Annotated in this window: 12 protein-coding genes; 6 read left to right on the forward strand and 6 right to left on the reverse strand. The window is 41.2% G+C overall.

All coding sequences use genetic code 11. The features are described 5' to 3' along the window. Positions 1-2 precede the first annotated feature (2 nt). The 3 genes from purH to MMAH_RS00715 all read right to left on the reverse strand — a co-directional run bounded on the left by purH (position 3) and on the right by MMAH_RS00715 (position 3,001). Positions 3-1,619 carry a bifunctional phosphoribosylaminoimidazolecarboxamide formyltransferase/IMP cyclohydrolase gene (gene purH / locus MMAH_RS00705; protein WP_013036620.1) on the reverse strand — a complete coding sequence of 539 codons (1,617 nt, stop codon included), beginning with the start codon at positions 1,617-1,619 and terminating at the stop codon, positions 3-5. A 355-nt stretch (positions 1,620-1,974) separates the two neighbouring features. Beyond that, on the reverse strand, positions 1,975-2,547 hold the full coding sequence (locus MMAH_RS00710; protein ID WP_013036621.1) for a class I SAM-dependent methyltransferase: 573 nt from the start codon (positions 2,545-2,547) through the stop codon (positions 1,975-1,977). A gap of 43 nt (positions 2,548-2,590) precedes the next feature. Then, positions 2,591-3,001, reverse strand: a complete 411-nt coding sequence (locus MMAH_RS00715) for a threonyl-tRNA synthetase editing domain-containing protein (protein WP_013036622.1) — start codon at positions 2,999-3,001, stop codon at positions 2,591-2,593. Positions 3,002-3,452: 451 nt separating this feature from the next. On the opposite strand from MMAH_RS00715, the gene MMAH_RS00720 reads away from it, so the two are divergent. From MMAH_RS00720 to MMAH_RS00730, 3 genes are all read left to right on the forward strand, one after another. Then, a complete protein-coding gene (locus tag MMAH_RS00720; protein ID WP_013036623.1) occupies positions 3,453-5,174 on the forward strand; it encodes a thiamine pyrophosphate-binding protein in 1,722 nt (573 codons plus the stop codon). A 69-nt stretch (positions 5,175-5,243) separates the two neighbouring features. Beyond that, positions 5,244-6,347, forward strand: a complete 1,104-nt coding sequence (locus MMAH_RS00725) for a (Fe-S)-binding protein (RefSeq protein ID WP_013036624.1) — start codon at positions 5,244-5,246, stop codon at positions 6,345-6,347. Positions 6,348-6,350: 3 nt separating this feature from the next. Further along, a complete protein-coding gene (locus MMAH_RS00730) occupies positions 6,351-6,683 on the forward strand; it encodes a CGGC domain-containing protein (RefSeq protein ID WP_013036625.1) in 333 nt (110 codons plus the stop codon). 119 nt (positions 6,684-6,802) lie between these two features. Here MMAH_RS00730 and MMAH_RS10560 read toward each other — a convergent pair whose 3' ends face one another. Both MMAH_RS10560 and MMAH_RS00740 read right to left on the reverse strand, forming a co-directional pair. After that, a complete protein-coding gene (locus MMAH_RS10560) occupies positions 6,803-6,952 on the reverse strand; it encodes a hypothetical protein (protein WP_172632560.1) in 150 nt (49 codons plus the stop codon). A gap of 86 nt (positions 6,953-7,038) precedes the next feature. Further along, a complete protein-coding gene (locus tag MMAH_RS00740) occupies positions 7,039-7,695 on the reverse strand; it encodes a DUF2284 domain-containing protein (RefSeq protein WP_013036627.1) in 657 nt (218 codons plus the stop codon). Between the two features lie 184 nt (positions 7,696-7,879). On the opposite strand from MMAH_RS00740, the gene MMAH_RS00745 reads away from it, so the two are divergent. Further along, positions 7,880-8,287, forward strand: coding sequence for a hypothetical protein (locus MMAH_RS00745; protein ID WP_157198668.1), 408 nt, complete (start codon positions 7,880-7,882; stop codon positions 8,285-8,287). Between the two features lie 24 nt (positions 8,288-8,311). Here MMAH_RS00745 and MMAH_RS10260 read toward each other — a convergent pair whose 3' ends face one another. Continuing rightward, the gene (locus MMAH_RS10260) at positions 8,312-8,434 is read right to left on the reverse strand and encodes a 4Fe-4S binding protein (protein WP_083774816.1); all 123 of its coding nucleotides are present in this window, start codon (positions 8,432-8,434) and stop codon (positions 8,312-8,314) included. Positions 8,435-8,838: 404 nt separating this feature from the next. Between MMAH_RS10260 and MMAH_RS00750 the strand changes: the two genes are divergently transcribed. Beyond that, a complete protein-coding gene (locus MMAH_RS00750; protein WP_281033916.1) occupies positions 8,839-11,055 on the forward strand; it encodes an efflux RND transporter permease subunit in 2,217 nt (738 codons plus the stop codon). Beyond that, positions 11,052-12,107 (forward strand): COG1361 S-layer family protein, encoded by a 1,056-nt coding sequence (locus MMAH_RS00755; protein WP_013036630.1) that lies wholly within the window; start codon positions 11,052-11,054, stop codon positions 12,105-12,107. The genes MMAH_RS00750 and MMAH_RS00755 overlap by 4 nt, the downstream gene beginning before the upstream one ends.

A 12,107-nucleotide genomic window follows, 5' to 3' on the forward strand; every position in this document is an offset into this window, starting at 1 on the left:
TTTCAATGCAAAAAATGCCTCATTCCGGTAAATACCAGAGAGACTCCCAGCCGGTTGGCGGTGTCTATCACTTCATTATCCCTGATTGATCCTCCGGGAGAAACAACGTATTTGATATTGTTCTCAGCGGCATGGATGATGCTGTCATCGAAGGGGAAGAAAGCATCAGAGGCCAGGACACATTGTTCAAAGATACTGTTACAGTACTCCTCAAAGGCAATGTCCGGCTGTTCCCTCTCGTAAATTTCCTTCAGGTTTTCCCGGGCCTTGGTGGCACAGAGTTTGCGGATGGAATCCACCCGGTTGGGCTGGCCGGCACCCATGGCAAGCATCATGTAGCATCCCTCATCATATTCCCATGACAGGTTTACAGCATTGGATTTGGTGCATTTGCAGGCTGCAATACAGAATTCCGACAGCCCCTTTTTTTCTTCCGGGTAGGGAGTTTCCGTGACACATTCCCATTTATCGTACAGCCCAATATTGCGGGACTGTTTGAGCATACCGCCTGCAATATACTTGTAGGTAAATTCCGCATCAAAGGATTCATTGAGTTGTGGCAGTTCCAGCAGGCGCAGATTTTTGCTCTTATTCTTCAAAAAGTCCAGTGCATCATGCTCAAATTCTGGAGCAATTATGATCTCCACGAACTTGCCCTTGAGGAATTTGGCGGATTCGAGATCCATCGGGACATTGGTGCATATGATACTTCCAAAGGCGGATATTGGATCGCCGTCCCAGGCGGACTGGAGTGCCTGCAGGAGTGTGTTGCCGGTTGCCAGACCGCAGGGATTATTGTGTTTGACGATGCATACTGCTGGTTTTTCCTGACCCAGTTCCTTGACGGTCTGGAGGGCGTTATCCCCATCCACATAGTTGTTGTAGGAAAGTTCCTTGCCATGGAGCTGGCGACAGTTTGCAAGGGAGGGTCCCTCAATTTCCGGCTGGGAGAAAAATAATGCTTCCTGGTGCCAGTTCTCTCCATAACGCAGTTCTCTGCCGCCTGTGAAATTGAGTCTAAGGATGTCTTCTCCAAGCAAGGTGCGGCTTAAGTATGTGTCAATTGTGCTGTCATAGTTTGCCGTGTGGCGGAAAGCCTTGACTGCCATTTTTTCCCGGGTTTCCCGGGATACCACGCCACTTGAGCGCAGTTCCTTGAGAATATGTCCGTAATCTTCGGGGTCACTAAGCACTGTAACAGATTTGTAGTTCTTGGCAGCTGACCTGAGCATGGAAGGCCCGCCGATATCAATGTTCTCGATGGCTTCCTCCAGATTAACTCCTTCTCTGGATATGGTTATCTCGAATGGGTAGAGGTTTACTACCACCATGTCGATAAGTTCAATGGAAAGGTCTTCAGCGTCGCTGACGTGTTCCGGATTTTCCCGCAGGCAAAGCAGGCCACCGTGTATCTTTGGGTGAAGTGTCTTAACCCTGCCTCCCATCATCTCGGGAAATCCGGTGATCTCTGATACGTCAATGGTTTCTATTCCTGCATCCCGGAGCATGCGTGCCGTGCCTCCGGTTGAAATGATCTCTACATCAAGTTGTTTGAGCCCGCGTGCAAAATCCACTATTCCTGTTTTGTCGGAAACGCTCAGCAATGCTCTTTTTACCAAAAAATCACCAAGTCAGGTTGTAAGATATTACTAATAAAGGTTCTGGTATGTAACAGACAAAGTTCTGAGATTATCACATCAGTCATAAATCTACATTCCAATTTAATGCTTTCAAATAATTTTAAATGATGCTGTAATTGAAAAAATCTGCGTTGAGAATTTGAAGAAAAATCAAGCATCTAATATATTAATAAAAAATAGATGGGAATGCTGCAATAACTATCATGAAGTTTGTCCGAATAAACATAATCCAATTGTTATCTGAAACACTGCAGGAACCTGGGATTAGAGTGTGGGGACTTGTTTTCCTTTGAGAAAATATAAAACAGAAAAACCCCTGTGAAGGGAGGCGATCTCAATTTTTCCCTTTACTAAGGACAATTCCATAATGGTATGGCTTAAGGTCATATGTCAAGGGATTTTTGAATCCTGAGGATATTGCCCATTCTATGCATTTTTCTGGTGTAGGCCGAATTTCCATCGGTGGCCCCCTTGGAGTTGTCGGATCATAATTCCAATGAATGATTACTATTTTCCCCTCTTGTCTCAGAACCCTATAAGTTTCTCTGAGTAGTTTTTCCGGCTCTTCCACATGCAAAATATTGGCTAGAATAATATAATCTACACTTTCGCCTTCAAGACCACTGCCTTTTGATATAAAATCACGAAGCAGTAATTCAATATTGCCCAAATTCTCCACTTTTGCCTTCTGTTCTGCAATTTCTATCATTTCTGACTCTATATCGATGGCGTAGACTTTCCCCTTTATTATCTTTGCAGCTGGAATTGTAAAAGTTCCATAACCACAACCAAAATCGGCTACATATGCAATTTTATCATTCAAACCCAGTTTTTTAAGGATCTCGTCTACTCCAAAAAACCCTTCCCATACATTTTCATCGGGCATTCCGCTTTCTCTTATTTTCATTTTTGCCGATCCGGAATTTGCTTATAATATATTTTGATGTTTTTCAGATTTCTTTAAATATTTTTGCAAGAGATTCGCCACGAACATGGATAGAAAATTCAGAAAAGTAGCCAAAAGGTGTTGTATGGACCTCAATTCCCTTGTTGATTAATTTTTCCTTAATTTCAGAAATAATTTCCGCTGCGAATTCAGGAGAAGATGTACTTGATGAGAGGTGGGCAAAAGAATGCAAAACTATTTTTTCTTTATCTACTTTATTAAGATACCACTTGAAAGTTTTCACAGCATTTTTAACTACCTTGTTTTTCCTCTCTTCATCCTCCAATTCAACATGTATGAAAACAACAGCAGTATTTTCTATTTTTTCTTCTTTTTTTATGTCTTCTACATTTTCAAGGGTCTTACTAAAAGTGTCAAACCAAAAATATTCGGTATCAAATAGTAACATCTTCATAATTTATCATCCTTTATCAAAAATTACGTATCGTGTACTATGTATTCTGCTCCCTCATTGTTGTTGGATTTTATTGAATGGATGGTATATAGGAATATTGATTATGGCAAAAATCTCCTTGGTATGTCTTATGCTAAGTGAAGAATATAAGATTCTTAAGAAGGATTTGCATAATATGAAGCAGAATGCTAGAACGGGGACATAATCTGGCGAAATTATTAAATAGCATTTTCTCATTTAGATTCTTAATGATAGATACTCCCACAACCTGTGATGTAGTCGTAAATGACATAGCAGTAGTGGTAGTACTCGTAGCTTGAGCAGGAAATGGAAAACCATTCTGGCTCAAGGAACTATTTCTGGTTTTTTCTGATCATTTATTTTGATCATTAATCCATTCTGTAATTTGGGTCCGTTTGGTTTTTCTTTCGTAGATTACGGAGGAATCAAAATGGAAAAAATGAACGGGGCGCAAGTTCTGGTTAAATGTCTGGAGGACCTTGGGGTCAAACACGTTTTTGGTTATACTGGTGCAGCCATTCTTCCGGTATTTCATGCCCTGCATGACAGCGATATCGGAATAACCATCAGTTCCAATGAACAATCTGCTGCCTTCAGTGCAGCCGGATACTCAAGATCAGGAGATGAAATAGGTGTTGCCATGGTTACTTCAGGCCCTGCCATAACCAACACTCTCACAGGAGTTGCCGATGCCTATGGGGACAGCATACCTATGCTTGTATTTGCAGGCCAGGTTCCGGAACACAAAATAGGGACCGACTCCTTCCAGCATATCAATGTAAGCGGTATTTTCGAGGACGCTGCAAAAAAGGTCATTCAGCTATCCAACAACGATGATATTGAATCGATAGTCAAGGACGCCTATTATTTTGCCTGTTCAGGAAAACCCGGTCCCGTAGTCATAGATTTCCCGCTTGATAAACAGCAGAAAAGGCATGAATACAGAGCAAGGGATGTCAGTATATTTGAGCAAAGCTATCATGACGATCGGCATCTGAGCGACCGGCAATGTGCAGGATTCTATGAATTACTTCTAAACTCTGAAAAACCCCTGCTCTATCTGGGCGGGGGGCTCAATTCCAGAAGAGGCAGACAGGCTATACATGCCTTTAATGACTATTTCAAAATACCTTCTGTCAATACACTGATGGCAAAGGGAATTGTGGACGAGCGGGACGAACTGAACCTGGGAATGCTCGGAATGTTTGGTACACCCTATGCAAACATGATCATCCAGGAAAATGACTTTTTCTTTGCCATCGGTGTCCGGTGGGATGACCGGATTGCGGAAAAGGTCGGTTTTGGAATCGAAGCGGAAATCGCTTATATAGACATAAATCCCGAGAAAATGCACCAGATCAAGATCGAACGTTTCCCAAAATTTACATTCATAGGGGATGCTGCCACTGCCCTTGGGGATCTGCTGGCCTATGCCAAAAGATACAATATCAAACTGGATATTGGTCGCTGGCAAAAACATGCAGCCAAACTTAAACAATCCTGGCCACTGGATTACAACCGTAGTTCAGACAGGATACAGGCAGCTGAGACAATGGGGATGCTGGCTGGTTTTATTGATGAGACCATGAAGATTACAACAGGGGTCGGCAATCACCAGATGCTTGCGGCCCAGTATCTTCCGATGCAACAGGAGCAGAGTTTCATGTCCTCAGGGTCATTCGGAACCATGGGATTTGCAGTTCCCACAGCCATTGGTGTACATTATGCCAACCCGAATTCAAAGGTCATTGCCATTGACGGGGACGGTAGCCTAAAAATGAATCTTGGGGAACTGCATACAATAGCATCTCTGGACCTGCCGGTCAAGATACTGCTATTGAATAATATGAGTGACGGCATGGTTTTGAACCTTCAGGATGTTGCATACGGTGGAATCCGTACCGGAACCCGGCGAACAAAGGATATTCTCTTTGCAGAAATTGCCCGATCCTTTGGTTTCAATTACTCAAAAAGGGTTAATAAGAGGAAAGAGCTGCGACAGTCTCTTGAATATTTCCTGGATGCAGAAGGCCCTTCTTTCCTTGAAGTTCTCACAGACAGGGAAGAGATACTTTATCCAAAGGTTCCTGCAGGTTGTTCGTACAGTGATATGATCATTGGGCCGTATATAAAAAAAGTATCCTCTGATTGATATTAGTCCCAAAATGTATTAAAGATGGTCTTGATAAAGTATATTCACTCTAGACAAAAAGGTGGACCAATGTATCGTTTTCAGGAAAAGATTGATTCATGTATAGATTGCAAGAAATGCTGGGAGGTCTGTCCTGCCAACATGGTGACGGAGGGCAACCTTTTTACCCCGCAGAGAAAGATTGGATCCCTTGCAAAGATCGTTGCAGGTGAAGAACTGACACAGGATGAGATGGACAATATTTATCTTTCCACACGTTGCGGGGCCTGTGATGATGTCTGCCCGGTCGACATCCCTATTACTGATATTATCCAGTATGAAAGGGAGTTATTAGCACAGCAGGGCAGAGAGCCTGCCAAGACAACAGCAATATCAAAAAACATTCTTGAGCATAACAGTCCGGGAGCCATGGATCCTTCAAAGAGATTTGACTGGGTTACCCATGACCTTGAAATAGCCGAAGAATCTGAGATAGCATATATGGCAGGCTGCTGGGTTGCATACAGCCAGCCTGATATAGCCAGGTCTACCATTCGTTTGCTCAATCATGCCGGTATCAAGCCGATGCTCTTGAAGGAGGAGAAATGCTGTGGGCTCTTTTTGATTGACAACGGCCATCTTGAAGAAGCAGCAGAGCATGCCAAAAAATTCGTAGACTATATTGAATCTCTGGGTGTAAAGAAAGTTATCGCATCCTGTCCCGGATGCTACCTGGTTTTGAGCCGTGAATATCCGGACCTTTACCGTGAATTGAATTTTGAAGTGGAGCATTCACTCAATATTTTCAAAGCTATGATCAACGATGGTACACTCAAACCAGAGAAACTGGATTATACGGTTTCTGTAAGGGATGCCTGCCCGGTTAGAAAATCAAAAGATGTACCAAGGGATATACTTTCAAGTATGGGCGTGGAGATAAAAGAACTCTTCGATGGCAAACAGGTGTGCTGCGGAGGACCCGCAGGTCTGAAACCCAACTTCCCGGGGATATCATCGGATATTGCCATGCTGTCTGTTAATGATTACAAAGAGAATGCTGATATGCTGGTTTCATATTGTCCTTTTTGCATGCATCATATCGGCGGTGTATGTAATTCAAAAGATGAAGATTTGGATATGAAGGATATTTCAGTATTGCTGGCAGAAAGTGTATTTGGAAGTATGGGAGAATGAATTATGAAAGTAGGTTTAATCAGATGTATGCAAACAGAGGATATGTGTCCTGCAACAACGGATTTTAAAGTAATGAGGGAGAAAAAACTTGCTTTCAAAGACGTTGAAGGCGAAATTGAAGTGATAGGTGTTGTTTCATGTGGTGGTTGCCCAGGCAAAAAGGCAGCTACAAGGGCTGCTGAAATGGTCAGACGCGGAGCCGATACAATTGCTCTTGCTTCTTGTATTACAAAAGGTAATCCAATAGGTTTTGCCTGTCCGCATGCTGAACAGATGAAAGCTGCAATCAGAAAGAAAATAGGTGATTCGATACAATTAATTGATTATACTCATTAATTGTCACTCTCCGATTAATATTTTTTATATATTTTAAAACTCATAACTTCGGTCTTGATGTTCTTTGTTTTTGTTTTCGTTGTCGAACAAACCGTTGGAAGATATCTTGGCTTTTCATATCAGGATACTGCCAGATTGAACCTTACAACACTTGCACGTAATTTCCCGATAGTGCTTGCAATCGCACTTACAGCCTTTCCAGAAGAGCCACTTATTGCATTGGCACTTGTAATAGGGTCTTTGATAGAATTACCTGCACATGGCATCATATCCCATACGTTGTTGTGGATAAGAAAATCTGTCTCTTGAAGCTGTAAAAACGAACACTTCCTTTTACTGTAAATATTGGTGACCATTAATCCAGCAAGATCAACGTATACTGGGAGGGGATTGTATCGTCCATGGGGAATTTTTGGAAAGGTATGCCCAGTTTCTCCAGTGTTTTATCAAGCCTGACCCCAAGACCCATCAGGCAGGGTCTGCGAATGGTCGGATGATGGCATTCTCCCTGGGAACTGGCACAGTTGACATCGGTATAATCCTTGTTGGCACACCATGTGCACATGCCCGGAAAAGTGGCAAGAGCAGTATTATATCCCAACTTCCAGGCAAGTTTCTCAAGTTCTATACTTCCTGGCTGGATTCTTTCCTTGCGCTCCTTCATAACAGTTTTTATATTTTCCTCATGCCGATGTTTAATCTCTTCTTTATCAGGGGAAGTGACACTGTATTTTATAAAATTCTCACTTATTTCTCTGGAAAACCGGTTGTCTGATTTCCAGTCAACAAGCAGGGCCCACTGATACTCCATCAGCATTTGCCTGAATTCATCCACTGTAGGTATAAAAGGAGGGCATACCTGACTACCGTAACCATTGCATCCAAATATACACTTCAGAATTGTCCGGTTCTCGATTATTATGTTCTCTGCAGGAATTAGCCTGACACTTTTTGCTCCAAGTTCTCCGCCCGTTTGTTTCAGAATTCTGTAATTTTCTTCAGGAATGGTCATATTTTAACCTACCTTTTCAGGTCTATATTCGGTTTTTGCTGTATTTACGGTTACTAATTAACCCAATGCTACAAAACTAGTGATTAATCCTACTGACTATTGCTCTCCAAAAACTTATAAGCTCCGGGCTGGTAAATTAATGTATAAAACACCTTTCAGTTTGCTAATAAGTGGGGGGATTATAATGCTTGGATTAACAATGTCCGAACTTCGTATATTTTCAATGATTTTGCAAATAGTAGCTTTATTGCTTATTGTTATAGGCTATATAGCTTTGAAAAAAAGCACATCTATGAAGGAAGGAATACCAAAACATGGGAAGATAATCAATGTTGGTTATTCTCTGGCAATAATATCTGTATTGTATATGGCCTATTCTGCTTACCTTTCTATAATTGGCACAGGTTCAATCCCGCCATTAGTTCTAGCTCATGGTTCACTGGGTATCATAGCACTGGTGCTAGGAGCTTTGTTTGTCACCAATAGGTGGAGCTGGAAAACTAAAAAATATATGAGAATTGAACTGGTTCTCTGGTTGGCTGTACTTTTGGGTGGAACGTATCTGTATCTTGCAATAAATGGTGCCATTTGAATCTTCATCCATAAAATTAGGCTGTTATTCAGAAATATTTTCCACGGGACAGACCTTGATACATTTGCCACAATAGGTGCATTTGTTGCCGATATAAACAATTTTCTTTTCAATCCTTATGGCATGTGGCGACATTTGTCGATACATGCCTTATCCCTCATATCCTAGGGCGCTGCGTATTGAGTTTTTCATGTACTTGTATTATATCCTATACATTGTAGCGGATCAGGAAATCTGTCTCTTGAAACTCTAAAAACTGATATGTATTTTTAGAGTGAAGCTGTTGGAAGTAGCTATCGACTTTATATTTTTCAGATTAGCTAGTTTGGTTATATAGAATTTTGTCCGATATCTAATTAATATAAAGAACGTCGGAGACTGTGCCTATTGATAATTGGTATCATTCTTGAAACTGTTTGCTTTTTATAATGTAGTTTACTTAACTTCTTCAAGAATGAATCTGGTGCAATGAATCAATTTTACTTTTAAGAGGTGCTATAATTAAAGATAGGTTTGAGAAATTAGGTTTCTTTATTGAAAAAAGACCTTTAATTATACTCCTTATTGCCTTCTTATTCATTTTTGTTGCTTTTCAGGGAGCACAGCAAATAGGAATGAGTACCGGTACAGAAACCTATGTAGATAAAGATACCAAAGTCTATCAGGATTATGAAAATATTTATCTTCGGTATCTGGGCGCTCACTCTATAGTGATAATGATATCAGATGAGGATATCAAATCGCCTGAAGTTCTAAAAGCTATTGACAGATTGGATCAGCAGGTTTCCGATATTCCCGGAGTTGTTGAGACTTTGCACATAGCAGATGCGGTCAAGACTGCAAACTATATGCAGACAGGAAAGATGCAAGTTCCTGAAAATCGAAATGATATTGTAGTGCCCGAAAACGGGGAAACCGATCTTCTCCTTCCTGACAACACTCATACCCTTTTTCTTATACAGACATCCGGGAACACCCCGGATGTCAGGCTTGAAAAAATTCTGGGTGAAACAGAAAAATCCGTTCTGTATGCTGATTTCCCTCCGGCGACTTCTGTTGTTGTTACAGGGGAAGAGGCATTTTCAATTGAAATGCAAAATGCAATCCGACAGGCGATGCCCCCTCTGATTGGTGCATCTGCTCTTCTTATCATAATTGCCCTGTATCTGACATTCAGGGGTGTCAGATGGAGGGTTTTACCGATATTTATAGTGGGTATTGGAATTATTTACACATTTGGTGCTATGGGATACATCGGTATTCCCATGACCATGGTCTCTATGGCTGCATTCCCGATTCTTATCGGGTTGGGAATCGATTATATGATCCAGTTTCATAATCGGCTGGAGGAGGAATTTTCCTCACAGGATTCTGAAAAAGCTGCAGTTGTAGAAACGGTCAAACATACCGCACCTGCCATATTGACAGCATATAGTATCAGTGCACTGGGATTTGTATCCCTGCTAACATCTTCCGTTCCAATGATACGGGATTTTGGAAAAATGCTGTTTATCGGTACTTTTCTGTGTTATATAGCAGCCCAGTTTATAGGAGTGCCTGCAATTTATCTCTTGGCCAGAAAACATAAGAAGAGATTATCCGGCGCTTCTGAGGGTAATGATACAAATTCAAATTCCGGTAAGCCCACGGTCATTGAACGTCTTCTTGATAAAACAACTGTATTTACAGTGAATCATCCGGTTCCGATACTTATAATCGCTGGAATGCTCTGTATTTTTGGATTGTATGCGGATCAGTCGGTTCCTGTGCAAACAGATGAAAAAGAATTCGTGCCTCAGGATATGGACGCTCTGATACACATAGATAATTTTTACAAGATTACCGAGAGAGGAGAAAGTGTCTATCTGGTGATCCAAACAGGTGATAATACTGATCCTGGGTTAATTAGATGGATGGATTCTTTCTCTGAATATATCGTTGATTCACATAGCAATGTGTATGGATCAACTAGCATTGTATCTGCTGTGAAGTCTCTGAATTCAGGCTCAATACCGGATACAAATAGTGAAATTGCAAAAATCTATGATACTATCCCGCAAAATCAGAAGGCTTCGTATTTACATGGAAACAATCTTCTTATGATGGAATTAAGTGTAAATAATGATCTGGATGGGGAAGGGTTGGGAAATCTTATTGATTACATACAGGAAGATATTGCATGGTATCAATCTCCTCCGGATACGGAGATTACAATTACCGGAAGTAATGTGGTTTTTACCGCTATTATTGGTGCCCTTACAACCGGCAGACTGTTGATGACGCTTCTCGGGGTGATTATGATTTTCATCGGACTGCTTTTTGTTTATAGGGACTGGCTGAAAGCTCTCGTACCGGTGGTAACCATGTTCATGGTAATTGGATGGGCAGGGGGAGTCATGTATTATTCCGGGCTTTCCTATAGTCCCATGACAGCTACCCTGGGGGCTATGATTCTTGGAATCGGAACGGAATATGCGATTCATATAATGGAGAGATACTATGAAGAAAAAGAGAAAGGTGCAACATCCATTGAGGCCATGAGGCAGGCCAGCACAAAAATAGGATCTGCTATAGTTACATCCGGACTCACGACAATTTTTGGTTTCTCTGCTTTGATCGTTTCTCCCTTTTTGATCAACCAGAATTTCGGTCTGATTACAGTAATGATCGTGTTTCTGGCACTGATATCCTCCTTTTTTGTATTCCCGGCGACCCTGATTTTGCTGGAAAAGATTCGTGATAGAAGAAAAGGAAGTCATGATATATGAAAAAAATTATTTATGTAACCCTTTTGTTGATGATATTTTCTATTTCCATAGGAGCCTCTGCTGGGGTCACATCAGTACCTCCGCACAATACAATAGATTACTATGAAGTTTCCGGGATGCCGAATATCCGGGGCTCTTTCCTCTCAAATCCAGAATTTGAAAAAGGCGAAACCCGGGTTATAGAAGTCAATCTTGCAAATAAAGGGGTAATTCAGGCTTTAAGGATCAATGTGGTTCCACAGGATCCTCCGGACATTGAATTAGCCCAAAATGAAATGGAAAAGGAGAAAATGAGGACTGTGGCACAGGGTGTCAAAGCAGAACTTGGCTCCTCAACTGATTATATCGAAGTCAGGCCTGAAACGAGTGTGTATACGCTCAAAGCCTTAAAACCCGGTATGATTCTTGAGCATCCCTTACGATATACAATTGATATCGATAATAATGCACCTGCAGGAAATTATTCCCTCAACCTGGCAGTATCTTATTCATATCAGAGTCAGGTCCGGACGGTTACCAACAATGAAATTCTGCGTGATGTTGCTGAAAATCCCTATGTTTCCTATTATAAGAATGCCAGCACGAGTATAACTTTTCCCGTAGAAATAAAAGAATCTCCAAACTTTGAGATCACAGATTCCCGGGGCAATATTTCAGCCGATGAGGGGAGTATCATTAACATCACTTACAAAAATATAGGTGAGAATGTGGCCGAAGATGCATCTGTAAAACTTGTTGTTATGGATCCTCTGGAAATGGAACATTCCATTGCAACACTTGGTGATGTCAAACCCGATGAAACTGTAACAGCCAGTTTTGAATTTTCGACAGGAAGGGATGTAATCCCCAAGAATTATTCTATCTCAAGCAGTGTGAAATATTTTGATGATGAGGGTATTCAATATTCAAATGTGTTATCTTCAAAAGTAGAAGTCTTACCTTCTGATAAATGGATGAGTCTTTCCACTCTTGCTTTACTAATAATCATGCTATTGATCATCTATTTGATAGGTGATACCGTCAAAAATAAGAGAAACAATAAGGGTGTATGA

It is taken from the genome of Methanohalophilus mahii DSM 5219 (assembly GCF_000025865.1).
Lineage (GTDB): Archaea > Halobacteriota > Methanosarcinia > Methanosarcinales > Methanosarcinaceae > Methanohalophilus > Methanohalophilus mahii.

Coding starts and splice junctions, on each gene's coding strand:
- MMAH_RS00740 (WP_013036627.1), bottom strand. CDS start 7,695: ATGACCATTCCTGAAGAAAATTACAGAATTCTGAAACAAACGGGCGGA.
- MMAH_RS00755 (WP_013036630.1), top strand. CDS start 11,052: ATGAAAAAAATTATTTATGTAACCCTTTTGTTGATGATATTTTCTATT.
- MMAH_RS10560 (WP_172632560.1), bottom strand. CDS start 6,952: ATGATGCCATGTGCAGGTAATTCTATCAAAGACCCTATTACAAGTGCC.
- MMAH_RS00720 (WP_013036623.1), top strand. CDS start 3,453: ATGGAAAAAATGAACGGGGCGCAAGTTCTGGTTAAATGTCTGGAGGAC.
- MMAH_RS00710 (WP_013036621.1), bottom strand. CDS start 2,547: ATGAAAATAAGAGAAAGCGGAATGCCCGATGAAAATGTATGGGAAGGG.
- MMAH_RS00725 (WP_013036624.1), top strand. CDS start 5,244: ATGTATCGTTTTCAGGAAAAGATTGATTCATGTATAGATTGCAAGAAA.
- MMAH_RS00730 (WP_013036625.1), top strand. CDS start 6,351: ATGAAAGTAGGTTTAATCAGATGTATGCAAACAGAGGATATGTGTCCT.
- MMAH_RS00745 (WP_157198668.1), top strand. CDS start 7,880: ATGCTTGGATTAACAATGTCCGAACTTCGTATATTTTCAATGATTTTG.
- MMAH_RS00715 (WP_013036622.1), bottom strand. CDS start 3,001: ATGAAGATGTTACTATTTGATACCGAATATTTTTGGTTTGACACTTTT.
- MMAH_RS10260 (WP_083774816.1), bottom strand. CDS start 8,434: ATGTATCGACAAATGTCGCCACATGCCATAAGGATTGAAAAGAAAATT.